Annotated in this window: 23 protein-coding genes; 20 read left to right on the top strand and 3 right to left on the bottom strand. The window is 47.5% G+C overall.

From position 1 onward, the window contains the following. Positions 1-84: 84 nt before the first annotated feature. The 8 genes from rpmH to rsmG are packed head-to-tail and all read left to right on the top strand — an operon-like array spanning position 85 to position 7,025. A complete protein-coding gene (rpmH, locus tag ACZ5ZV_RS20540) occupies positions 85-234 on the top strand; it encodes a 50S ribosomal protein L34 (RefSeq protein WP_262555132.1) in 150 nt (49 codons plus the stop codon). Next, entirely contained in the window at positions 224-583 is a 360-nt protein-coding gene (rnpA, locus tag ACZ5ZV_RS20535) for a ribonuclease P protein component (protein ID WP_262555134.1), read from the top strand. The genes rpmH and rnpA overlap by 11 nt, the downstream gene beginning before the upstream one ends. Continuing rightward, entirely contained in the window at positions 498-821 is a 324-nt protein-coding gene (gene yidD, locus ACZ5ZV_RS20530; protein ID WP_464119146.1) for a membrane protein insertion efficiency factor YidD, read from the top strand. The genes rnpA and yidD overlap by 86 nt, the downstream gene beginning before the upstream one ends. After that, the gene (yidC, locus tag ACZ5ZV_RS20525) at positions 805-2,421 is read left to right on the top strand and encodes a membrane protein insertase YidC (protein ID WP_464119144.1); all 1,617 of its coding nucleotides are present in this window, start codon (positions 805-807) and stop codon (positions 2,419-2,421) included. The genes yidD and yidC overlap by 17 nt, the downstream gene beginning before the upstream one ends. 47 nt (positions 2,422-2,468) lie before the next feature. Then, complete coding sequence (locus tag ACZ5ZV_RS20520) at positions 2,469-3,029, top strand: Jag family protein (protein ID WP_464119142.1); 561 nt, start codon at positions 2,469-2,471, stop codon at positions 3,027-3,029. A gap of 18 nt (positions 3,030-3,047) precedes the next feature. After that, positions 3,048-4,478 carry a tRNA uridine-5-carboxymethylaminomethyl(34) synthesis GTPase MnmE gene (gene mnmE / locus ACZ5ZV_RS20515; protein ID WP_464119141.1) on the top strand — a complete coding sequence of 477 codons (1,431 nt, stop codon included), beginning with the start codon at positions 3,048-3,050 and terminating at the stop codon, positions 4,476-4,478. Positions 4,479-4,480: 2 nt separating this feature from the next. Beyond that, complete coding sequence (gene mnmG / locus ACZ5ZV_RS20510) at positions 4,481-6,409, top strand: tRNA uridine-5-carboxymethylaminomethyl(34) synthesis enzyme MnmG (protein ID WP_464119139.1); 1,929 nt, start codon at positions 4,481-4,483, stop codon at positions 6,407-6,409. After that, positions 6,360-7,025, top strand: a complete 666-nt coding sequence (gene rsmG / locus ACZ5ZV_RS20505; protein ID WP_464119137.1) for a 16S rRNA (guanine(527)-N(7))-methyltransferase RsmG — start codon at positions 6,360-6,362, stop codon at positions 7,023-7,025. The genes mnmG and rsmG overlap by 50 nt, the downstream gene beginning before the upstream one ends. 20 nt (positions 7,026-7,045) lie before the next feature. Here the strand turns inward: rsmG and ACZ5ZV_RS20500 are convergent, their stop codons facing one another. Then, positions 7,046-7,537: a hypothetical protein gene (locus ACZ5ZV_RS20500; RefSeq protein WP_464119135.1), complete on the bottom strand. Its 492-nt coding sequence runs from the start codon at positions 7,535-7,537 to the stop codon at positions 7,046-7,048. Positions 7,538-7,664: 127 nt separating this feature from the next. On the opposite strand from ACZ5ZV_RS20500, the gene ACZ5ZV_RS20495 reads away from it, so the two are divergent. The 10 genes from ACZ5ZV_RS20495 to atpC all read left to right on the top strand — a co-directional run bounded on the left by ACZ5ZV_RS20495 (position 7,665) and on the right by atpC (position 15,791). After that, positions 7,665-8,477 (top strand): ParA family protein, encoded by an 813-nt coding sequence (locus ACZ5ZV_RS20495; protein WP_464119133.1) that lies wholly within the window; start codon positions 7,665-7,667, stop codon positions 8,475-8,477. 14 nt (positions 8,478-8,491) lie between these two features. After that, positions 8,492-9,508, top strand: a complete 1,017-nt coding sequence (locus ACZ5ZV_RS20490; protein WP_464119131.1) for a ParB/RepB/Spo0J family partition protein — start codon at positions 8,492-8,494, stop codon at positions 9,506-9,508. After that, entirely contained in the window at positions 9,499-9,864 is a 366-nt protein-coding gene (locus tag ACZ5ZV_RS20485) for a bactofilin family protein (protein ID WP_262555149.1), read from the top strand. The genes ACZ5ZV_RS20490 and ACZ5ZV_RS20485 overlap by 10 nt, the downstream gene beginning before the upstream one ends. Before the next feature lie 95 nt (positions 9,865-9,959). Continuing rightward, entirely contained in the window at positions 9,960-10,394 is a 435-nt protein-coding gene (locus tag ACZ5ZV_RS20480; RefSeq protein WP_464119129.1) for an ATP synthase F0 subunit B, read from the top strand. 12 nt (positions 10,395-10,406) lie between these two features. Further along, entirely contained in the window at positions 10,407-10,955 is a 549-nt protein-coding gene (locus ACZ5ZV_RS20475; RefSeq protein WP_464119127.1) for a F0F1 ATP synthase subunit B family protein, read from the top strand. A 4-nt stretch (positions 10,956-10,959) separates the two neighbouring features. After that, on the top strand, positions 10,960-11,508 hold the full coding sequence (atpH, locus tag ACZ5ZV_RS20470) for an ATP synthase F1 subunit delta (protein ID WP_464119126.1): 549 nt from the start codon (positions 10,960-10,962) through the stop codon (positions 11,506-11,508). Positions 11,509-11,510: 2 nt separating this feature from the next. Further along, positions 11,511-13,034, top strand: a complete 1,524-nt coding sequence (gene atpA, locus ACZ5ZV_RS20465) for a F0F1 ATP synthase subunit alpha (RefSeq protein ID WP_464119124.1) — start codon at positions 11,511-11,513, stop codon at positions 13,032-13,034. A gap of 12 nt (positions 13,035-13,046) precedes the next feature. Beyond that, a complete protein-coding gene (atpG, locus tag ACZ5ZV_RS20460; protein WP_464119123.1) occupies positions 13,047-13,931 on the top strand; it encodes an ATP synthase F1 subunit gamma in 885 nt (294 codons plus the stop codon). Positions 13,932-13,942: 11 nt separating this feature from the next. After that, entirely contained in the window at positions 13,943-15,349 is a 1,407-nt protein-coding gene (gene atpD, locus ACZ5ZV_RS20455; protein WP_464119121.1) for a F0F1 ATP synthase subunit beta, read from the top strand. Between the two features lie 25 nt (positions 15,350-15,374). Then, on the top strand, positions 15,375-15,791 hold the full coding sequence (atpC, locus tag ACZ5ZV_RS20450) for an ATP synthase F1 subunit epsilon (protein ID WP_464119119.1): 417 nt from the start codon (positions 15,375-15,377) through the stop codon (positions 15,789-15,791). 71 nt (positions 15,792-15,862) lie between these two features. Here the strand turns inward: atpC and ACZ5ZV_RS20445 are convergent, their stop codons facing one another. Continuing rightward, entirely contained in the window at positions 15,863-17,398 is a 1,536-nt protein-coding gene (locus tag ACZ5ZV_RS20445) for a glycoside hydrolase family 3 protein (RefSeq protein WP_464119118.1), read from the bottom strand. A 180-nt stretch (positions 17,399-17,578) separates the two neighbouring features. On the opposite strand from ACZ5ZV_RS20445, the gene ACZ5ZV_RS20440 reads away from it, so the two are divergent. Beyond that, positions 17,579-18,517 (top strand): hypothetical protein, encoded by a 939-nt coding sequence (locus ACZ5ZV_RS20440; protein WP_464119117.1) that lies wholly within the window; start codon positions 17,579-17,581, stop codon positions 18,515-18,517. A gap of 1 nt (position 18,518) precedes the next feature. Here ACZ5ZV_RS20440 and mfd read toward each other — a convergent pair whose 3' ends face one another. Further along, on the bottom strand, positions 18,519-22,043 hold the full coding sequence (gene mfd, locus ACZ5ZV_RS20435; RefSeq protein WP_464119115.1) for a transcription-repair coupling factor: 3,525 nt from the start codon (positions 22,041-22,043) through the stop codon (positions 18,519-18,521). A gap of 120 nt (positions 22,044-22,163) precedes the next feature. On the opposite strand from mfd, the gene ACZ5ZV_RS20430 reads away from it, so the two are divergent. Then, complete coding sequence (locus tag ACZ5ZV_RS20430; protein ID WP_262555174.1) at positions 22,164-22,535, top strand: NADH-quinone oxidoreductase subunit A; 372 nt, start codon at positions 22,164-22,166, stop codon at positions 22,533-22,535. The last annotated feature ends 2 nt before the right edge of the window (positions 22,536-22,537 follow it).

The following is a 22,537-nucleotide window of genomic DNA, read 5'->3' as shown; positions in this document are numbered from 1 at the left end:
TAGTTGTAACCAACTTTGTGGAATACATATATAGGTGTCTTTGACGTCAGTTAGCGTCGTAAAAAAACCCTGGGGAGAATAGTAATGAAACGTACATACCAACCATCCAATAAACGTCGTAAAACCACTCACGGTTTCCGCGCTCGTATGGCTACTAAATCTGGTCAAGAAGTTCTTAATCGTCGTCGCGCTAAAGGTAGAAAGCGTTTGACGGTTTCTACTGGTGGAAAATAACTCTCCACAAGTTATTAAGCGAAGTTCTGAGTTTCTCTCTCTAAAACAAAACGGGAAAAGACACTGGCCTACAAAGTGGTTGCTTCTGAATTATCAGAAGAACCAGGTGGGTCAGTTGCGTTTTGGCGTAACTGCTAGTCGTAAAACCGGCTCGGCCGTTGTGCGCAATAAGTTGAAACGCTGGACGAGAGAGTATTTCAGAAGCTTCCTTGTGGCGGGACATCCCCTTGAAGCTGACATCAATCTCATTTTTAAACCAATGGATGCAAACTTTTACAAAGGCCTCAGTCATGAGGAATTTGTTAAAGCTTTGGACCGGGGTTTGGAAACTCTACGAAAACACCTCTAAGTATATCTTGTGGCTGTTGATTGGAGCTTACCGAACTCTGGGGACCACTCATTTGGGTGGATCATGTCGTTTCGAGCCTAGCTGCTCTGCCTATGCCCTTGAAGCTATAAAGACTCATCATACACACAGTGCTCTGTGGTTAATAACCAAAAGAGTGTGCAAGTGCCGACCGGGGGGACCTTATGGGTACGATCCGGTACCGCCTGCAAAGGGAGTAATCCATGCAACAAAAGAATAATCCATCGTTCTTCGATCCGAAAACCCTTCTTGCTGTTGCCGCTGTGGCAATCGCTTATTATGGCTGGAATACTTATCTGGCTAAAAAGTATCCGAACTATAACAAACCAAAGACTCAATCTGAGCAAACTGTCGGCGCCACATCGGGCGCAACTTCTTCTGAATCAGGCGCAGCTTCTGCAAATACTGTTGATACAAAATCTGAAATCGTGACAGCACCGGCTGTAGCGAAAGAATTTCACTTTGAAAATGACAAAGTATCTTTCGTTGTAACCAGTTTCGGTATGGGGTTGAAGAATTACACCATCAACAACTATCAGGATAAAGAAAAGAACAATATCAAACTAGGTGTGTCCCAGACTGATGGTTTGTTTGAAATGCGTTGGGCAGGGGATGTTAAGCCTCTGAATTTTGATCTGGCTGAACAGGCTCCTGGTCATTATATCGGTACCGCGCAAGTTGGTGAAACAGTTGTAAAAAGAGAGTTGAAGTTCAACACCGAAACCTCCTCTTTCACAAACACGATCTCTGTATCAAATCCAACAGAAGAACTTAAAAAGGGCTTCTCTTTATTGATTCCAGAGACTATTCACACACCCGCATCCACTTCCTTCTTGTTCCCTTCTTATGAACATCAGGATTTCTTTGTTACCCACAGCGCGGGTAAGCATGAGACTGTGAACTTCAGTAACTCCAAAGAGAATGTATCAAAGGACTTTACCGGTGCATCTTTGGTTTCTGTGAGCTCTCAGTACTTTGCGGCGGCTATTCTGGATAAGTCTGATGTTATCCCTGAAGTTAAATTGAATGCCCAGATTAACAACAAGACTGCTATGGCGGAGCTAGTTTACAAACCGGCTCAGATTAAGTCTGAAATGACCTTCTCTGAGATCTTCTATGCGGGTCCTAAATCCATTGATGCTTTAAAAGCAGTGGACCCTGAGATGGCTAGCCTGATTGATTTTGGTTTCTTTGGCTTTATCGCTCGTCCACTTCTTTATGTGATGAAAGCGGCCCATTCTGTTGTCGGTAACTGGGGTTTTGCGATTATTATCCTGACCTTGCTGGTTCGTCTGTGTGTGTTGCCGTTTAACATCATGTCCTTCAAATCCATGAAGGCGATGCAAAAGGTTCAGCCGATCATTCAGGGGCTTCGTGAAAAATACAAAGAAGATCCAATGCGTTTGAATCAGGAAATGATGGCTGTGATGAAGCAAAACGGAGCAAATCCATTGGGTGGCTGTTTGCCGATGTTATTGCAGATTCCGGTGTTCTTCGCGCTTTATCGTGTGATCGGTTCTTCCATCGAGCTTTACAATTCTCCGTTCATCTTCTGGATCACGGATTTGAGCTCTCACGATAAGTTCTATGTGTTGCCGGTCTCTATGGCGGTCTTCATGTATATCCAGCAAAAACTCACTCCGAGCACGATGGATCCGACTCAAGCGAAAATCATGGCGTTCCTGCCTGTGGTGTTCTCTTTGTTCATGTTGCAGCTGCCAAGTGGTTTGACTCTTTATATGGTGATCAGCACGTTGTTCGGTATCATCCAGCAGTATCTGATCATGAGAGAACCGAAAGCTGCCACGGCCAAGGCGTAACTGGCCATTTTTTATTTGAATTTTTATTATTTTATATAGGAGGCAAAATGGGTTTTTTTAGTAAGCTTTTCGGGGGGAAAAGCAAAAGTGCTAATAGCGAAGTAGAAGCACTGGTTGAAAAAACGCTTGAGGGAATCATCGAGAAAGCTCAATTTGAACTTTCTTTTGAACTGTCCACCGAAAAAGACGACGACGGTTCGACAACATTGGCTGTTCAGTTTTCTGGAGCCGATGAAGAGATTCTGAAGGATAAAAAAGGACAGATGTTGGATGCTTTCCAATTGTTCCTTAAGCGCGTGATCCAGCACAATTTCCCTGACGATAAAACAAACATCACAGTGGACTGCGGTGGTTACCGCGATGAATCTGCAAATGCTTTGATTGAGCGTGCAGAGAATCTAAAAGCAATCTGTATCGAGCAAGGAAAGTCTGTTTATTACAGAGCTCTTCCGCCGAAAGACAGAAAAGTCGTTCATCAGTACCTTGCCAAGGATCCGCGTGTGAAAAGCCGCTCTTTGGGTGATGGTCTGTATAAAAAAATCAAAATCTATCCTGCAAAAGGCGGTAACGCCAACAGTTCAGGTAATGAGGAAGCGGCTCACGACTAGTGAGCCCAGGTGGGGCCTATGATCCGCGGAGATCGTGATAAGGATACAATTTGTGCGATCTCCACTCCTCATGGAGTGGGTGGAATCTCTGTCATCAGAGTTAGCGGGCCCCAGACTCTTTCTATCGTTTCGAAAATATGCACTTTTTTGCCTGAACATCCTGAGTCTCATAAAGTTTATTTCGGTAATCTGAAAAATGCCCAGACGGGTGATGAGATTGACGAGGTTTTGGCAACCTACTTCAAACAGGGACGCTCTTTCACCGGTGAAGAAGTCATCGAGATTTCCTGCCACGGAAGCCCTCTGATCTGTCAGACAATCTTAAATCAGCTCATTCAATTGGGGGCTCGAGCCGCAGATCGCGGTGAGTTTACCTACCGTGCGTTTATGAACGGTAAGTTGGATCTGGTTCAGGCCGAATCCGTTTTGTCTTTGATCGAATCGCAAAGTCAGCAGGCAGCCAAGTTGGCTCTTCGCCAGCTGAAGGGTTCGTTGTCTGAAAAGCTAGAGAAAGTGGAAGATGACATGACCTGGATTTTGGCGCACGCCGAAGCCAGTATTGATTTTTCCACCGAAGGCATCGAAGTCATCGAAGACAATGTGGTGCAGGTTCGCCTACGCAAAGTTGAAGCTGTTTTGAAAGAATTGGTGGCGACGTTTAAAGTCGGACGCCTTCTGAAAGACGGATTCCGCGTTGTTTTGACCGGTCTTCCCAATGTCGGAAAATCCAGTTTATTGAATTTGTTCCTGGAAGATGAACGTGCCATCGTGACCGATATCCCCGGGACCACCCGCGATGTTATTCACGGGGATACCAGCTTTGAAGGCGTAAAGTTCACGTTTGTGGACACGGCTGGCCTGCGGGATCAGGCAACAGATCTGGTTGAACGCATTGGGATTCAGAAAAGCTATGAGGCGCAGAATGAATCCGATGTGGTGTTCTTCGTTTTTGATATTGAAAAGGGTTTAAGCCCTGAAGAGTTGCTGATCTTGGATTCTTTAGAGCCTCAGAAGACCTATATTTTGGCCAATAAAACCGACAAAATTGGGGGGTCTAAACCCCTGGAAACCGTCGAAAAAGCCCTTAAAAACAGTAAATTTTTCCAAAAAATTGGCGACAGCCCGGCTTTCTTCACAAGAAGGGTGTTCTTTGTCAGCGCTCTTGATAAAAAGGTGCGTTCTGAAGTGCTCCAAAGCCTGGTGAAGGAATTCGCGGACTTGCAGGTGGAAAACACAGTTTTGATTTCCAATGCCCGTCACTATGAAAACCTCAATCGTGCTTTGGAGAACACACGACGTTCTCAATCAGTTGTGGATCAAGGCATGGGCGCTGAGTTTTTGGCTCTTGAGCTTAAAGAAGCTCTCATTGCGATTCACGAAACTTTAGGGAAGCGGTTTGATGATCAGATCATGGACCGAGTCTTTAAAGAGTTTTGTATCGGGAAATAAATATGGCGAATAAAAAGTATGATGTGATTGTTGTCGGTGCCGGCCATGCGGGTATCGAGGCCTGTTTGTCGTCAGCGCGTTTGGGTTTAAGCACTCTGATGGTGACCACAAACACGGATCGCATCGGTTATATGAGTTGCAATCCTTCCATTGGCGGTCTTGCCAAAGGGCATATGGTTCGTGAAATCGATGTGCTGGGTGGACAGATGGGTGTTGCAGCTGATGAAACTTGCATCCAGTACAAACGCCTTAATGCCTCCAAAGGTCCCGCAGTTCGTGGGACGCGCGTGCAGAATGACAAACATCTTTATTCGCAGTTTCAAAAGAATGCCCTGTTCAATCAACCGAATCTGGAAGTTCTCCAGGGTGAGGTCAAACGCCTGATTCTTGAGAAGGATCTGTGTGTGGGTGTGGTTCTTCAGGATGGCTCTGAAATTTTCGCTAAAGCGACGATCATCACCACTGGAACTTTCATGAACGGAGTGATGCACATCGGTCTTCGCCAGGAGGCGGGTGGCCGTGTGGGTGATAAACCATCCATTGGTTTGTCGGATCAATTGGCTCAGTTCGGGTTTGAAGTAAAACGACTGAAGACTGGGACGCCAGCGCGTCTTTTGAAGGATTCCATCGACTGGTCAAAAACGGTTCCTCAGGGCGGTGATGAAAAGGTTTATCCTTTTAGTTATAAGTCCTCTGATAAACTCAAACTGCCGCAGGTGTTGTGCTACCTGACTCGCACGACAGAGAAAACCCACGAAATCATCCGTGGGAACCTGGATAAGTCCCCGATGTATTGTGGAATTATTGAAGGTGTCGGACCTCGATACTGTCCGTCTATCGAAGATAAGATCACTCGTTTTGCGGAAAGAACCAGCCATCAAACATTCCTGGAGCCGGAAGGTCTTTCCACGGATTTGATTTATCTTCAGGGCATTTCAACCAGTCTTCCGGAAGAGGTTCAGGATCAGTTCTTGAAAACGATCCCGGGACTTGAAAATGTCAAAGTCGCTCGCTATGGCTATGCTGTCGAATATGATTATATCGAGCCCACTCAGATCTGGCATCGACTGGAAACCAGAACGATTCGCCAGCTTTTCCTAGCGGGTCAGATCAACGGCACCTCCGGTTATGAGGAAGCAGCTGCTCAAGGTTTGATTGCCGGTATAAACGCGGCTCATAGTATTTTGGGTCGGGAAGAGTTCATTTTGGGCCGCGATCAAGCCTATATGGGTGTGATGATCGACGATCTTGTGACGAAGGGAACGCGTGAGCCGTATCGTATGTTTACATCTCGCGCGGAGCACCGCCTTGTTTTACGAGAAGATAATACTATCGATAGGTTGAGTGATATCGGTATGAAGTTGGGTCTTGTGCCGGCGGAGTCTTACGAGCTTTTGAGCAAGTTGCGCGAACGCCGTCAGATTTTGCATGATCGACTTCGCAATACGGTTGTTTATCCGACCAAAGATGTGCAGCAGATTCTTGCGACAATACCGACTCCAGCTATGACAAAGTCTCTGACTTTCGAGGAGTTGCTGCGACGCCCTGAGCTTACTAGTTCACATCTGGAACTGCTGAATTTTGAGCTGGATCCGGACCCAAATGTGGTTGAACCGGTCGAGATTGAAGTGAAGTACTCGGGTTATGTAAAGAGACAGATGGACCTGATCGTTCAGTCCAAAAGAATGGAAGAAATGGTTCTTCCAGACGGTCTTTCTTACAGTGAGATTCGTGGTCTTTCTAATGAAGAGAAAGATAAGCTGCAACGCGTTAAGCCACGGACCTTAGGTCAAGCTCAAAGGATAAGTGGTGTTAATCCTTCGGCCATTCAGGCTATAATGATCCATCTAAAAGGTCATAAGAAGATCAAGGAGATGGATCTTGAAGGACAACAAGGAACAGGAAGCGCCGATAATACACTGGCGCATTGATGAGTGGTTTCCCGATTTAAGTCCAGATTTACGAACTAGACTAAAGACGTATCATGAAGAGCTGATTAAGTTCAATCGAACGGTGAATCTGATTTCACCCAAGACGCTCTTCGTGGCCGATGCGCTTCACTTTGCGGACGCCATTCTGGCCTCTCAAGTAATTTATAAGGCTAACCCTAAGATCGATAAGATTTTTGATTTGGGAAGCGGTAATGGCTTTCCGGGGTTGGTTTTTGCCCTTTTGTATCCGCAGGTCCAGGTCGTTTTGATTGAGTCGGATATTAAAAAGGTTGAGTTCTTAAAACACATGGCTGCCATGCTGAAAGCGTCTAATTGTACGGTCGAACACAGAACAGTAGAATCGATGCCGGATAATTCTATGCAGTTCGTGATGGCTCGTGGTTTTAACTCTATTTCAAAGGCAATCATGCTTGTGCGCAAAAGCGTTCAAAAGGGTGGTGCTTTTTATCATCTCAAGAGCGAAGAGTGGGGGATTGAGGTGGGAGAGATCCCGACTCAGCTTTGCTCTATTTGGTCGCCCTCGCTAGTGGGGGAGTACAAGCTTCCGGTGGGGGCTGTGAAGTTTTCCGTGGTAAAAACAGAGAAAATCGCCTGAATGTTCCACGTGGAACATGTCTAATGACCCCCGGCCGCTGGTTCGGGGGTTTTTTCTTGCCCTAAACCGGCTTCTTTCATTCTTTCTTTTGCATCCCAGGTTCTTTTTGCGCTTCTTAGGCGTTTCTCTGTCTGATAGGAGTCCCATTCCTGGGGGTTAGGCCATGGATCACCTTTTTTAAATGCTTTGGAATAAGATTTCTTAGCCTCGCGCTTGCGGGCATCGACTTTTAACTCAAGATACTGCTTTTCCTGCTCCAGCCGGACAATTCTTTCTTTCGACTCGCGCACACGCTTCTGAGCGTACTTTATTTGACCTGTTTGAGGGACTACGTCAGACAATTCCTTTTCGAACCCCTCTAAGTTCTTCTTTTCTGCTTCCAGAAGCTGACCTGCCTCTGCGGCGCTGGCTTGAAGATCATTGAAGATCGGATCCTTCAACTCGGGGTTGGGATCGGGTTTGTTGCAGGCAACGAGGCTTAAACTAAGGATGATCAGACAAATTATTCGCATAAAAACACGTGTTCCACGTGGAACATCGGAAAAAACGCATAAAAACATAAGGTGTGGCGCGAAAAACTGGTCTTTATTCTTGAATGTTCACGCGATTCGAGCGACTTTTTCTACTCAAGGAGGAAAAATGGCAAAAACAATCTGTATAGCGAATCAAAAGGGTGGTGTTGGTAAGACAACGACGTCTGTAAACCTCTCCTCTGCCTTGGCTTCTCTTGGTAAAAGAGTTCTTTTGATCGACATGGATCCACAAGGTAACGCCTCCAGCGGTTTGGGTATCAAAAGATACGAAAGCCAGGATGCGAATAGCTACCATGTGCTCATCGGCGAGAAGACTCTATCAGAGGCTACTCAAAAAACTTCCAATCCAAATTTGCAAGTATCCACGGCTAATCCTGATCTGGTGGGCGCGGAGATTGAATTGGTTGATATGCCGCAGCGTGAATACCGTCTAAAACAGGCGATTGCCACTGTGGCTGATCAATATGACTTCGTGATCATCGATTGCCCTCCATCTTTGGGGCTTTTGACTTTGAACTCCCTGAATGCGGCGGACAGTTTCCTGGTGCCTCTGCAGTGTGAGTACTATGCGCTTGAAGGGCTTAGTCAGCTTTTGAATACGGCAGGACTAATCAAAAAGAATTTGAATCCTCAATTGCATATCGAAGGCATCGTTCTGACGATGTTTGATATTCGAAATAATCTAAGTCACCAAGTTGTGACCGAGATTAAGAACCACTTTGGCGAGAAAGTATTCAACGCCATCATTCCAAGAAATGTACGCCTATCCGAGGCACCAAGCCATGGTCAGTCCATCTTCGAATACGACAGCAAATCCATTGGCGCAACCAGATACCTAGAGCTTGCCCGCGAAGTGATCGCCCGTTCCGAGGTGAAAACGACGTCCGAAGCGGCTCCACACGCAGAACAGATGGCATAAGAGGGGAATTATAAATGTCTGATATTGCTGTTGAATCCTCAAACAATAAGAAAAAGGGACTGGGCCGAGGCCTAGGTTCCTTGTTGGGTGGCCCAGCTCCGGCGGCCGAAGCTCCAGTGGCGAAGGCCCCAGCTGCACCTATTAATAATGTGAACTCCACGCCAGCTCCTGCACCAGCAGCTGCGCCTCAGGCAGTCGCAACACCCGTTGCCCCTCCCGTAGATCCTGAGAGCAAAATCTGGAAGGTTGCTATCGATAAACTGTCGCCAGGCCAATATCAGCCTCGTAAACAGTTCGACAAGGAACCGCTGCAAGAGCTGGCTCAATCTATTAAAGAAAACGGTATTCTTCAGCCAATCGTGGCGCGCAGAACCGCTTCCGGAAAACTGGAAATTGTCGCAGGGGAGCGTCGTTGGAGAGCATCCCAACTGGCGGGCTTGCATGAAGTTCCAGTTATCCTGAAGAATTACGATGACAAACAAGCGCTGGAACTGGCGATTGTTGAGAATATTCAACGTGAAGATCTGAATCCAATTGAGGAAGCAGAAGGTTACTCCCGTCTGATTTCTGAATTTAAGTTGTCGCAACAGCAAGTGGCTGAAAAAGTCGGCCGTGACCGTGCGACGGTAGCTAATGCAGTTCGTCTTCTTTCCTTGCCTGAGCCGGTGAAAGAAATGATCTCCGGAAACGAACTTTCCGTGGGCCACGCCAAAGTCCTTCTTTCTTTGCAAGATCCAAAGAAGCAGATCGAATTTGCGAAGAAAGTTTTGAACGAAAAGATCGCAGTTCGTAAGCTTGAAAAAATGGTGCAGGCGGTCGTAAAAGGCCAAGAGGAAGTTGAAGAGGCGCCAACTTTTGATTCTAATGTAACCCAGCGATTGATTTCTGGTTTGAGCGATGAGCTACAGAAAATGCTGGGAACAAAAGTGAACATTGATTATGCCAATTCAAAAGGTAAAATCAGCATTCATTTCTATTCCGATGACGAACTAACCAACTTGGTAGATAGGCTTAAAGAAGGATGGCAGTAGGACTTTCCCCCGCACTTCAAGAAGATCTTCTTTCTGGTCATGTGACAGCGATCCTTGACCAGGGGACCCATTTCGAAGGAAAGCTCAGTTTCGAAGGGACTGTTCAGATCGGCGGAGACTTTAAGGGGGAAATCTTTACTAAGGACACCATCGTGATCAATGAGGGGGCCTCTGTGACCGCCCAAATTGAGGCCGACACCATCGTTATATCCGGCCGGGTAGAGGGAAATCTCTTTGCCCGCCGCAGGGTTATCATGCACCCTCCCGCTATATTCAAAGGCACCGTAACATCTCCAAGTCTACGTATTGATGAAGGGGTTGTTTTTGAAGGGGCTTCATACATGCCTAAGTCTTAGGCAGTCCAACATTATCAGTTAGAAATACGCCTTGACCTGTTCTGTCCCCCAATGCTAATCCCGAAGGTCAAAAAATCAGTAGGGATTTCAACCAAATGGACATTTTTGGACAACTAGGTATCAATACCACGGCAGTCATTCAGTTTGTGCTCTTTGCAATCGCCTTGATCTTCTTGAGCAAGGTTGTATTCGCTCCTTATGCTCATGCATTGGAGGAAAGAGAAAGAAGAACCAAAGGCGGGGAAGACCTTGCCCTTGAGTACCAAAGCAAATCCATCGAATTGCAGACAGAATACGAAACAAAAGTGCGTGATCTGAATGCTCAGATGAAATCCATCATCGATGCTGCGAAAACTCAGGCAAACAAAGACTATGAGTCTTTGGTTTCCAAGGCGCGCACAGAGTCTGAAGCTCTTGTTCAGAACAATAGAACAAAAATCACCACAGCGGTTTCATCTGCGGCAGCGGATTTGAAATCTCAAACAAATGCTGTGGCAATGGCAATCACTAGCAAGCTTCTTGGTAAATAAGAGAGACACACTATGAAATTGATCTTGAATCTGATGGTATTGTTGGCTCCTGCGGCTGTATTGGCAGCGGGTGGACATGGTGGTGAGGGTATTCCTAAGGCAGTCATGTACCAGGCGATCAACGTTGTGATCCTTGTTGCAGGTCTTATTTACTTCACAAAAGATGGTATTGTTTCTTTCTTCGCAGGCAGAAAAACAGCTTATCTTGAGGCTGCTCAGAAATCTGCTTTTGCGCGTGAGCAAGCTGAAAAAGAATTCGTGGATATCAAATCCAAATTGGCAAATTTGGATCAGACTCGTGAAGAGAACCTGCGCAAAGCACAGACTCATGCAGAAGAGCTGAAGAAGCAAATTTTGGACGAGGCTGCTGATGTATCCAAGCGCATTCAAAACGATGCGGAACTGACTGTGAAGTTGGAAGTTCAGCGTGCGCAGAAGGAACTTCGTTCTCAGCTATTGAAAGATTCCGTCGAGGCGGCACGCATCGTTTTGACGAAGGATCTTGGTTCTGCAGATCAACAAAAATTGCAAAAAGATTTCATCAACAACGTTGGAGTGTAAGCCGATGAGAGTCAGCGAGATTTCCAAAAGATATGCGAAAGCCCTTTTGGCTGTAGCAAAACAAAAAGGCATCCACTCCCAGGTATTTGGGGAACTGCAAACACTGGTACAGTCCTTTGCGGCCGATGCATCTGTAAAAAACTATTTCGAAAATCCTATGGTCAGCTCTGATCAAAAGGTTGCCGCTGTAAAGGCGGCTTTGTCAGGCAAAGGTGTGTCTGAAGAAGTCGTAAATACACTGGTTCTTTTGGCAGAAAAAAACCGCATGGACATCCTTGGCCAAATGGCGATCGCTTTCCGCGATCTTTTGGACATTGAAGAGGGTGTTACCCGCGGTGTGGTTCGCTCTGCTCAGCCTTTGACTGCTGATGCACAAAAAGAGATCGAACAGAAAATTAACAAAGTTTTGAATAAGAAAATCGTTCTGACGTACGAACAGGATTCCAAACTGCTTGGGGGCGTTGTTGCCTCTGTAGGCGGCTGGACTTTCGATGACAGCATCGACACACATCTTAAAAAATTGAATGAAGAATTAAACAGGAGAGCCAACTAAAAATGGAAACACAAATCCGTGCCGACGAAATCAGTCGCGTTCTCAAAGAGCAAATCAATCAATACAACAAAAAGATTGAAGTAAGTGAAACAGGTAGCGTTCTTTCCGTAGGGGACGGGGTTGCTCGTATCTATGGTCTTGAAAATGTAATGACTGGTGAACTTATCGAGTTCCCAGGTGAAGTTTTCGGGATGGCTTTGAACCTTGAAGAAGGTCACGTTGGTGCCGTTCTTTTCGGTGAAGACCGTCTTATCAAAGAAGGCGACGTTGTTAAGAGAACTAAGAAAATCGTTTCCGTTCCAGTTGGTGAAGCGCTTCTCGGCCGTGTTGTTGACGGCTTGGGTAACGCCATCGACGGCCGTGGTCCTATCAACACTCCTCACAGCCGCATCGTTGAAACAAAAGCTCCTGGTATCGTTTACCGTCACCCGGTTGAAGAGCCTCTTCAAACAGGTATCAAGGCGATCGACGCCCTTGTACCAATTGGACGTGGTCAGCGTGAGTTGATCATCGGTGACCGTCAAACTGGTAAAACAACTATCGCAGTTGACACTATCATCAACCAAAAAGGTCTTGGTGTTCAGTGCTTCTACGTAGCTATCGGTCAAAAGCAGTCCACAGTTGCCTTGGTTGTTGAAAAACTTCGTGCAGCGGGCGCTCTTGAGTACACTACTATCATCGCGGCCAACGCGTCTGACCCAGCTCCGCTTCAATACTTGGCGGCGTACACTGGTACAGCTATGGCGGAATACTTCCGTGATACTGGCAGACACGCTTTGATCGTTTACGATGACTTGACGAAACAAGCACAAGCTTACCGTCAATTGTCCCTGCTTCTTCGTCGTCCTCCAGGCCGTGAAGCTTACCCAGGCGACGTATTCTATCTTCACAGCCGTTTGCTAGAGCGTGCATCCAAATTGTCTGCTGATAAAGGTGGCGGTTCTTTGACTGCTTTGCCAATCATCGAGACTCAAGCGGGTGACATCTCTGCTTACATCCCGACAAACGTTATCTCCATCACTGACGGTCAGATCTTCCTTGAATCCGACTTGTTCTATAAAGGTATCCGTCCAGCGATCTCTGTCGGTAAATCTGTATCCCGCGTGGGTGGTGCCGCTCAGATCAAGGCGATGAAACAGGTTGCCGGTTCCATGAAACTTGAGCTTGCTCAGTTCCGTGCGATGGAAGCTTTCGCAGCGTTCGCTTCTGACCTGGATAAAGCGACTCAACAACAGTTGGCTCGTGGTCGTCGTTTGGTCGAAGTTTTGAAGCAGCCTCAATATCAACCGGTGAAGGTTGAAGAGCAGATCGTTATGATCTTCGCAGCTTCCAATGCCTTCGTTGATAGCTACCCAGAAACTGATGTTAAGAGATACGAAGCTGAGATGATCGAGTTCTTGAAAAACAAGCATGGCGACATCCTGAAAACTATCTCTGAGAAGAAAGCTATCGGCGACGACACTAAAAAAGCGTTGTTGGCGGCTCTTGAAGAGTTCAAAGCGATCTTCCAACCTTCTAACAAGTAATTTGGTGCTTAAATGGCAAGCTTGAAGGATATCCGGGCTCGAATTGAGTCCACTAAAAACACCCAGCAGATCACGAAAGCGATGAAGCTCGTGTCTGCTGCGAAGTTGAGAAAGGCGCAGAATAACATCGTTAATATGCGTCCTTATGCTCTGACTTTGCGTAAGGTGATTGCGGATATCGCTGTGACAAACAAAGTGTCGCATCCGTTGATGGAGAAGAAAGAACAAGTAAAGAATGTTTTGCTTGTTGTTATCAGCTCTGATCGCGGCCTGTGCGGCGCTTTCAACAGCAATATCAACAAATTCACTGAGAACTACTACAAAGAGAACAAGGATAAGGTCGAGAAGATCGACTTCCTGTTCATTGGCCGTCGCGCTCATGACTACTTCGTAAGAAGAGACATCAAGCCTGTTGATTACATCACCAAGCTTGATAAGGATATCTCCTATGAGCTGGCTTCCAAGGTTTCAAATCGTATTTTGAACGACTACCTTGAAGGTAACTACGACGAAGTTCGTATCGTTCACAACGAATTCAAATCTGCGATTTCCCAGGTTGTTGTATGTGAAACAATCCTGCCGATCGATATCGGCATGACGACTTTCAACACGCAGCCAGAGAAAGCGAATGATTTTGCTGTGGATATGATTTTCGAACCGGCTCCAGAGAAGATCATCAAAGAGCTTCTTGAAAAGCACTTCGAACTTCAGGTTTACAGATGTATGTCCGAGTCCGTAGCGGGTGAACATGGTGCTCGTATGAGCGCGATGGAGAACGCGACGAACAACGCGAAAGAGATGATCAACAAACTCACTCTGACGTACAACAAATTGAGACAAGAAAAAATTACTACAGAATTGACTGAAATCGTATCGGGCGCAGAAGCGCTTAAATAGGGAGCTGAATAATGGCATTCGGTAAAGTAAAACAGGTGATGGGTCCCGTAGTGGACGTGGAATTTGAAGGCGGCGAACTTCCTGCCATCAACTCCGCTCTTCGTGTAACTAATAAATTTATCTCTGACTCTGAGTTCAACCTTGTTCTAGAAGTTGCCCAGCACTTGGGTGACGGTGTTGTAAGAACAATCGCGATGGACCAAACTGAAGGTTTGGTTCGTGGTGAAAAAGTTAAAGCATTGGGCACTCAGATCACAGCTCCAGTGGGCCGTGAATCTTTGGGTCGTATCATCAACGTGGTTGGTGAGCCAATCGACGAACAAGGTCCAGTAAACGCAAAAGAACACTGGGGTATCCACAGAAATGCTCCTAAGTTTGAAGACCAAGCGACTGCAGCTGCGATGTTGATGACTGGTATCAAGGTCGTTGACTTGCTGGCTCCATACGCAAAGGGTGGTAAGATCGGTTTGTTCGGTGGTGCGGGCGTTGGTAAAACAGTTCTGATCCAGGAGCTTATCCGTAACATCGCGACTGAGCACGGTGGTTTCTCCGTATTTGCCGGCGTAGGTGAGCGTACTCGTGAAGGAAATGACTTGTGGCAAGAGATGAAGCAGTCTGGCGTTTTGGCTAAGACTTCTTTGGTGTTCGGTCAGATGAATGAACCTCCTGGAGCACGTGCGCGTGTTGCTTTGACTGGTTTGACTGTTGCGGAATACTTCCGTGACGTTGAAAACCAAGACGTTCTTTTCTTCGTGGATAACATCTTCCGCTTCACTCAGGCGGGTGCTGAAGTTTCCGCGTTGTTGGGTCGTATCCCTTCTGCCGTTGGTTACCAACCAACTTTGGCGACTGAGATGGGTGCTCTTCAAGAGCGTATTACTTCCACTAAAAAAGGTTCCATCACTTCCGTTCAAGCGGTTTACGTACCAGCGGATGACTACACGGATCCAGCTCCAGCAACCACGTTCACTCACTTGGATGCTACGACAAACTTGGATCGTGATATCGCGGCTATGGCGATCTTCCCTGCGGTTCACCCATTGACGTCCACTTCACGTCTTTTGGATCCAACTGTTATCGGTGAAGAACACTACAAGTGCGCTCGTGACGTTCAGGCGTTGTTGCAGCGTTACCGTGAACTTCAAGACATCATCGCCATCTTGGGTATGGACGAGTTGTCTGAAGCGGATAAACTGGTTGTTTCCCGTTCTCGTAAGATCCAGCGTTTCTTGTCTCAGCCGTTCTTCGTTGCTGAGCAGTTCACTGGCTTGCAAGGTAAATACGTTGATATCAAAGACACTGTTAAGGGCTTCCGTGAAATCCTTGATGGTAAACATGATGCTCTTCCAGAGCAGGCGTTCTACCTTGTTGGTACTATTGAAGACGCTATCGAGAAAGCTAAGAAGCTGCAGGCCTAGTGCCTGCCCTTCCTAAGGGGTGAATATGAAACTAACAATCGTGACTCCGGAAAAGCGCATCCTTGTTGGCCAAGAGGTTGACGAGGTGACTGTTCCAGCATTCAAGGGGGAACTCAACATTCTTCCTGGTCACGCTCCTTTGATCACGACTCTGGAAACAGGCGTGATGAAATGGAAACTCAAAGGAAAAGAAAAGCAGGACGTGGCTGTTATCAGCTGGGGTTACTGCCAGGTTTCTCCTGAGGGCGTGAATATTCTTGCGAACATTGCTGATCTTCCAGAAGAGATCGATCTTCAGGCAACGAAAGAGTTCCTGGCTCTTTCTGAAAAGAAGATCATGAACGAATTGATCACAGACGAAGACTGGGCAGAGTTCCAGCGCGACTGGGCTCATGCCAGAGCAAAAATCGAAGTGGCAGAACAACTGCCAGCCAAGAAGTAAGAATCAAAAACGGAGGCCCAAAGCCTCCGTTTCTTTTTTAGGTGAAGCCACCATTTCTATACTGAAGAAAACTAATCGTTCAGGGCAAAGGTGCCCTGAGAACTTTGCAGGATCTCCTCGCGATACTTGGCGATCTTCCTTCCTGCGTCCGTGTGATTAAAATAAAGCTGAATGACCTGGCGATATCCACGACTGCGCGGGAACAGGCGGGGGGCTCCCAGATTCACGATAATCAGTTTGCTCTTGTGCTCAGGACTCAGACCACGAATCTGGCGGGCGGTGCGGGGACCGGTTACACCAACAAACAAAGCCGTGCAGCGATGCTTCTTCATCCATAAAGCGATATCGCCAGATCCGGTTCGACTCTGCATGTGAACAGATGGCATCTTCGTTCCTTCGGTGAACGTGTTTAAGAAGTCCTTGGAAGGTGAAGCCGCACAGACCCTTTCAGTGCTGGCGGGTTTCCGCGGGGCTTTTATCTGGGGAAGGTTGCGTGGAATCAGGCTGGTTTTCAGATTCTGAGAAAGAACTTCGTCCTCAAGGCTGGCATAATCACGCGATGTCAGGCTGTTGCCACTTAAAAGAGAAGGCATCTTTGGGTCCTTGCGATAGACGTTGGCAAAGGCCTTTACACGAAGAATCCGTCTCAGTTTGTTGTCCACGTCCTGGGCGGAAAGATCACCGTCCTGCAGGGCCTTGAGGACGTAATCAAATGCTTTTCCTTGATCGGCAAAAGACCATGTCAGCATCACAATGTCAGAACCTGACTTTAATGCTTTCAACGCCGCGGCCTCGGGCCGCAGAACCTGCTTTGATCCCTGCATCTGCAAGTCATCCGTCATGATAAGACCCATAAACTTTAAATCATGGCGCAGAAGATCTGAAGCAATCCTGCTGGAAAAGCTGGCGGGTTCGCGGCTGGAATCCAACTCCGGATAAATCAGATGTGACATCATCACGGCGATGTTCTGTCCAAGTTTGCTGTACCCGATAAATGGAACCAGATCGCGCTTTTTGAAAGTTTCCAATGGCGTCTTGTTTTCAACGACAGTCACGTGAGGATCCTGATTCAGACTGCCGGTGCCAGGGAAGTGTTTTGCCGTGGGAATCACGCGCGCCTTCAGAAGACCCTTGGAGTAGGCAACACCAATATCTCGAACCATTTCAGGGTCGGAGCCAAAAGAGCGCACACCAATGAAGCTGGTCGAATAGGGATCTACTACATCCAGAACCGGGGCTAGATTCATGTTAAAGCCCACTTCACGCAGGAACAAACCGGTCTGATGTCCCATTTCCTCTGCCAGCAAAGGTGATTGCGTCTGTCCAAGAGCGAGCGCGTTCGGAGGTGCAGGAGTGATGGGAAGTCGGGAGACGGCACCACCTTCCTGGTCGATGGCGATAAACGGAGGCAATTGGGAATATCTGTAGCTGGCCTTGTACAGACTTAAATTCAACTCACGGATCTGTGAGGCCGAAGTGATATTGCGTTTAAACAGTAAGAAGGAGCCGGGCTTGTATTTTCCGATAAACGCTTCAAGCTCGGGTGTGATTTCGGTGTAGGGAAAGCCCACGATAAAAAGCTGCCCCACTTTTTCTTCGGGGGTCATCTGGGCTATTTTCTTATCGATAATTTTTGCGATCCGATCTGGACCAGCTAGCACAAGGTGGGGAAAAACAAGAATCAGCAGACTAATGCTCAAATTCCTAAAGATTTCCCTGATATACTTGCTCATATATTCAGACTATCACTGTGCCTGAACGAAGGTAGGCAAGATTTGAGAGACAGCATGAAATTGCACCAAAGTCTTAAATCAAAGGTATGTATTCTGCTAACAGTCTTTGTTGGTTTTACTGCCATGGCTCAGGATCTTGAGGAAGAATTCGAGGCCGTGGAATCTCAAGATGTTATTGTCGAAGAAGCGCCCGTCGCGGATGATGCACTGGATTTCGCTGCGGAAGAAGAGGCAGCGGTTGAAAGTGAAGAAGCCACTGTCGAAGCTGCTCCCATTGAGGAGGAAGCTCCGGCTGTCGTTGAAGCTCCTCAAGAAGAAACTATCCCCGTGGAGAATATGGTCGAGGTGCCGCCTCAGGATCTTCCCTTGGTGGAGCTGCAAATTCGACAGGACAACCTGGCACCTTACAAAGAGCGCCGGGAAACTCATGGGGTCTATTTTGGCATGGACTATGAGGCTATTAACTTTAAAAATTTGATCTCGACCCTGGATGGCATGTCTTACAAGGATGTCTTCGGTGAAGACACAGTCAATTTGGTTCAAGCTGGTATCGACTATAAATTCAATTTCACTTTGGGCTCTCTGTCTGCTGGAATTTTCTATGGGATGGGCCGGGTTGATGCGGAAAACTCCCGCAGTCTTGAGATCAGTAAATACGGGGCGGCCTTCCGATTCACAGCAGACATGATTATGAATGAGCCCTATGTGGTACCTTACGTCGGGGTCAATGTCTGGCAGATGGGGATATCCGAAAAAAGTGCGACAGATTCTTTCTCTGCGACAACTCAGTTGGGCTATAACTACTCGCTGGGGCTGTTGATCCAGCTTGATTGGATTGATTACGAGACGGCGAAAGAGACGACCTTTAACTGGGGCTTGGAGAATACCTTCCTGGATGTGTACGCCACACAGTATGCGAAAACAGAAGCGCCGGATGATCCCAATACTGAAACGGACTTTACTTATGGCGCGGGTCTGCGTTTTGAGTTCTGAATCAAATTAAGCGCAAGAGCGCATCGAGCTCATCATGAACAGCAGACCACGTGATCGTGGAAAGCTTGATGTTCAGGCGGTTGTCCGGAGTCAGTGAATACTTTTTACTTTCTCGCACGGCCAGCTGAATGACTTTCTCCGGGCTGAGTTTTGTTTTCTCAGTAAAGATCAAGGACACGGATTTTAAGCCGGCGCTGATATCACGAACACCCAGCTCTTTACACTGACGACGAATCAGCATCAGGCCCATCAAATTCACAGTTTGATCAGGAATCGGTCCAAACTGATCGCGCAATTCTTCTTCAATACGATCCAGATCTTCGTTGGAAGAAATATCCGCCAAAGCCTTATAGTACCCCAGACGAATACGGATGTCCTTGATGTAAGAATCCGGAATCAGTGCTGGAATCTTCAGGTTGATCTCTGGATCCAGATCCATGTCCTCAACGGTTTCGCCTTTGGCTTCCGCCAGGGCCTCATTCAAAAGATCCATATAAAGTTCATAACCCACAGAGTTGACGTGGCCGGATTGCTCTTCGCCCAGAATGTTTCCAGATCCACGCAGTTCCAAATCGTACTGTGCGATCTTGATACCGCTTCCCAGGGCGGTGTTTTCCTGAATGATTTTCAGGCGCTCTTGCTGTTCTTTGTCCAGCTTGCGATCCCGTGGCATCATCAAATAACAATAGGCGCGGGTCTTGCTGCGACCGACACGTCCGCGCAACTGATAAAGCTGCGAAAGACCAAACAAGTGGGCCGTGTCGATGAACATCGTGTTAGCGCGAGGCACGTCCATTCCGGATTCCACAATCGCCGTACAGACCAGAACATCGATCTCATGATGGAAGAAAGCCAGCATGGCTTTTTCCAGCTCGTGTTCCTCCATCTGTCCGTGAGCCACGCGAATGCGGGCTTCCGGCACGATCTGGCGAAGTTCGTCCACCAGGCCATAGATGGACTCGATGCGATTGTGAATAAAGTAAACCTGGCCGCCACGGGAGATTTCTGCAGTGATGGCTTTGCGAATGGTTTCAGGATCAAACTTTGTCACGAAGGTTCTTGTTGGCAGACGATCCACGGGGGCCGTATTGATCAAGCTGAGATCCCGAATGCCCACAAGAGCCATGTTCAATGTTCTTGGGATCGGTGTGGCTGACAAAGTCAGAGTGTCGACGCTGGTTTTAATCTTTTTGATCTTTTCCTTGTGAGTGACGCCGAACTTTTGTTCTTCATCAATAATTAAAAGCCCCAGATCTTTGTATCCAACGCCCGAACCTAACAACTTGTGTGTGCCCACGATCAGGTCCACCTTGCCGTCCTTCAGATCTTGCAGGGTCTTTTTAGCTTCAGCGGGTGGAACGAATCGATTCAGCACGCGAATATCCACAGGCCAGCCCTCGAAGCGCTTTTTGAACGTTTCAAAGTGCTGGAATGTCAAAACCGTTGTGGGCGCTAGCACCGCCACCTGTTTGCGAGCTTGAATGGCAAAGAATGCCGCACGCATGGCGACCTCGGTTTTACCAAAGCCCACGTCGCCGCAGACCAGGCGGTCCATCGGTTTGGTGGACTTTAAATCGCGACGAATGTCGTTAATTGCACGAAGCTGGTCATCTGTTTCTTCGTAAGGGAAGCCGTTATCAAACATCGCCACTTCGTTTTCATTGATCACAAACGGGGGCCTGTGCATTTCTGCACGTTTTGCATAGAGCTGTAAAAGTTCCGAGGCAATGTCGCGAACGTGGGCTTTAACTTTGGCTTTGGTTTTTTCCCAGGCCGTGCCGCCAAGTTTATCCAGAACACTGGTGGCTCCGGCGCCGGAGAACTTCTGCAACTGCCCCACACGATAAACAGGCAGATACAGCTTGTCTTTATCTTTGTAGCCGACCTGAATGTACTCAGATTCGACGCCGCCGATATTCATGATCTTGAGACCTTCATATTGGCCAATGCCGTGTTTGACATGCACCACCAGGTCGCCCGGCTTCAGATCACCAAAAGACAGTCGCTTGGCTTGTTTCTGGAAGTCCTCTGCGCCTGAACTTTCGCGGGAAGAGCGTTGTTTTTTGCCGTAGAAGTCTTCATCACGCAGGAAGATGATGCGTTCTTCTTCAAGACGCAGGCTTTCTGCCAGATAGCGCGGCACAATATGAATCCAGGACGGATTGTGATCCTGTTCCTGAAGCCAGGAGTCCCAGCGGTATTCATCATTATTGGTGCGAACAGCTTTAAGCTCCAGTTTTTCAAAGATCAAAGAAAGGCGATCGATGTGCGACTGGTTCTTTGTGCTGACAAAGATGCGATAGCCGTCATCCCGCCACCGGTGAAGTTTGTTGGTGGCTGCCTGCAGCCACTGTTCAGAGCCAACGGCATTGGCAAGTCCCAGATTGGTAAAGTCCTGGGTCAGGGCCGTGCGATACTCCACGCGAGTATCGTCAGAATTTTCCTCTTCAAAATACTCCAAGGACGAGAAATAAATCTGCCGAGAGTTCAGCGGGTAATTCAAATTTTCAAAAACCGTGTACAGATCCTCCAGGGCCGGGCGGATCACATGTCCTTCGCTGGTGGCATAGTCTGCTTTGATTTCTGCCCAGCTTTCGTCGGCACATCGGGAAATCTCTACGGGATCCAGGAACCACAGGTTTAAGGCCCCTGGGAAATGATCCACGGGTGTTGCCAGCTCTCCGTAAAAGTACGGAAGCAAGAATTCAATTCCCGGAAAGGCATTCTTTAAAACCAAAGAGCGCAGAGTTTCTTCAGACTCTGCCTTATCCACCTTGCGGCCGTCGATAGAGGTGCGCACCCGTTGCAGCAGTCGTTCATGGGTTTCGTCGCGGAAAAGCACCTCGCGGGCCGGAGTCAGAACAAAGGCAGAGATTTCATCAGCACTACGCTGATCGGAAATCGCGAAGTGACGAAGGCTTTCAACCTGATCGCCAAACAGATCCATGCGGATGGGTTGAGGCTCGGTGGGTGGATAGATATCCACGATGCCTCCGCGAACGGCGAATTGACCTTTGTCTTCAACCATTGGGGCTGCGACATACCCCAATGAACCAAAATATTCGTTAAGATTCTCGGGAAGCTCATCGCCAGCCCGGATTGTGCGGGAAAGATCCTTCAGGATTTTCACCGGCAAGGTCTTCTGCATCAGCGCGTCAGAAGAGGATATGAATATTTCTCCAGCTTTGGCGGATTGAGCTTTCGCCAAAAAGCGAATGCGATCAGCGACCACCTGTGTGTTTGGATAAAGACCCGAATACGGAGAAACGTCGAAAGCAGGCAGAATATGACTTTGACGACTTGGGTCAAAGAACTCCAGAAGCTGCTGCAAAGTCACAGCATCGCGATGACTGCCGACCACAACAAGATGCGGCAAGCCGTTGATTTTTTTAGAGTATGTTTGTGACAAGAAGTACGCAAGCGCAAGCGGTGACGCTGCCCCGGTCACTTGAATCTTACCGCGAGTTGTTTCGAAGGCCCTTTCCAGGATGGATTCAAGCCTTGTGTGAGTGATTTCCGCTTTCATTTGGTGGGCTCATCTTGCCACGCTTATCGCCTTGTTTCCATTCATATTTCTTGGTTTTCACTGACGACACATATATAACTAATTGAAATCCAAATAATAACGACAACTTTGGAGGGACTAGTGCCACTCGGTGGAGTCATATTCATCGTCATATTCATTGCTCTGTTTGGAGCATTTTTAGTTTGGCTTGCAGCCAACATTACCGGAACGAAACCGGTTTATAACCCCGTGAAGTACGAGCCCTACGAGTGCGGTATTCCTGGGATCGAAAAGAAAGAAACAAAGATCTCTGTTAAGTATTATTTAACAGCGATTCTTTTCATTCTTTTCGATATCGAGATTATCTTCATGTACCCTTGGGCGATTTCTTTCCGTGAATTCATCTCGACAGGTGGGGGCGCCTTCGTCTTCATTTCGATGATGGTGTTCATCGCGATCTTCATCTTCGGGCTCTTCTGGGAAGTTAAATCAAAAGCTTTGGAGTGGGACTAATC

The sequence above is a fragment of the Bdellovibrio sp. HAGR004 genome, assembly GCF_055397015.1.
This window is presented reverse-complemented; position numbering and strand designations above follow the sequence as displayed.

Bases quoted from the DNA above. Each gene is read 5' to 3' on its own strand.
- ACZ5ZV_RS20480 (WP_464119129.1), top strand. From the start codon at position 9,960: ATGGACATTTTTGGACAACTAGGTATCAATACCACGGCAGTCATTCAG.
- ACZ5ZV_RS20490 (WP_464119131.1), top strand. From the start codon at position 8,492: ATGTCTGATATTGCTGTTGAATCCTCAAACAATAAGAAAAAGGGACTG.
- atpA (WP_464119124.1), top strand. From the start codon at position 11,511: ATGGAAACACAAATCCGTGCCGACGAAATCAGTCGCGTTCTCAAAGAG.
- ACZ5ZV_RS20500 (WP_464119135.1), bottom strand. From the start codon at position 7,537: ATGCGAATAATTTGTCTGATCATCCTTAGTTTAAGCCTCGTTGCCTGC.
- atpD (WP_464119121.1), top strand. From the start codon at position 13,943: ATGGCATTCGGTAAAGTAAAACAGGTGATGGGTCCCGTAGTGGACGTG.
- yidC (WP_464119144.1), top strand. From the start codon at position 805: ATGCAACAAAAGAATAATCCATCGTTCTTCGATCCGAAAACCCTTCTT.
- mnmG (WP_464119139.1), top strand. From the start codon at position 4,481: ATGGCGAATAAAAAGTATGATGTGATTGTTGTCGGTGCCGGCCATGCG.
- ACZ5ZV_RS20495 (WP_464119133.1), top strand. From the start codon at position 7,665: ATGGCAAAAACAATCTGTATAGCGAATCAAAAGGGTGGTGTTGGTAAG.
- yidD (WP_464119146.1), top strand. From the start codon at position 498: ATGCAAACTTTTACAAAGGCCTCAGTCATGAGGAATTTGTTAAAGCTT.
- ACZ5ZV_RS20475 (WP_464119127.1), top strand. From the start codon at position 10,407: ATGAAATTGATCTTGAATCTGATGGTATTGTTGGCTCCTGCGGCTGTA.
- ACZ5ZV_RS20445 (WP_464119118.1), bottom strand. From the start codon at position 17,398: ATGACCCCCGAAGAAAAAGTGGGGCAGCTTTTTATCGTGGGCTTTCCC.
- ACZ5ZV_RS20440 (WP_464119117.1), top strand. From the start codon at position 17,579: ATGAAATTGCACCAAAGTCTTAAATCAAAGGTATGTATTCTGCTAACA.
- atpG (WP_464119123.1), top strand. From the start codon at position 13,047: ATGGCAAGCTTGAAGGATATCCGGGCTCGAATTGAGTCCACTAAAAAC.
- mfd (WP_464119115.1), bottom strand. From the start codon at position 22,043: ATGAAAGCGGAAATCACTCACACAAGGCTTGAATCCATCCTGGAAAGG.
- ACZ5ZV_RS20520 (WP_464119142.1), top strand. From the start codon at position 2,469: ATGGGTTTTTTTAGTAAGCTTTTCGGGGGGAAAAGCAAAAGTGCTAAT.
- atpC (WP_464119119.1), top strand. From the start codon at position 15,375: ATGAAACTAACAATCGTGACTCCGGAAAAGCGCATCCTTGTTGGCCAA.
- rpmH (WP_262555132.1), top strand. From the start codon at position 85: ATGAAACGTACATACCAACCATCCAATAAACGTCGTAAAACCACTCAC.
- ACZ5ZV_RS20485 (WP_262555149.1), top strand. From the start codon at position 9,499: ATGGCAGTAGGACTTTCCCCCGCACTTCAAGAAGATCTTCTTTCTGGT.
- atpH (WP_464119126.1), top strand. From the start codon at position 10,960: ATGAGAGTCAGCGAGATTTCCAAAAGATATGCGAAAGCCCTTTTGGCT.
- mnmE (WP_464119141.1), top strand. From the start codon at position 3,048: ATGATCCGCGGAGATCGTGATAAGGATACAATTTGTGCGATCTCCACT.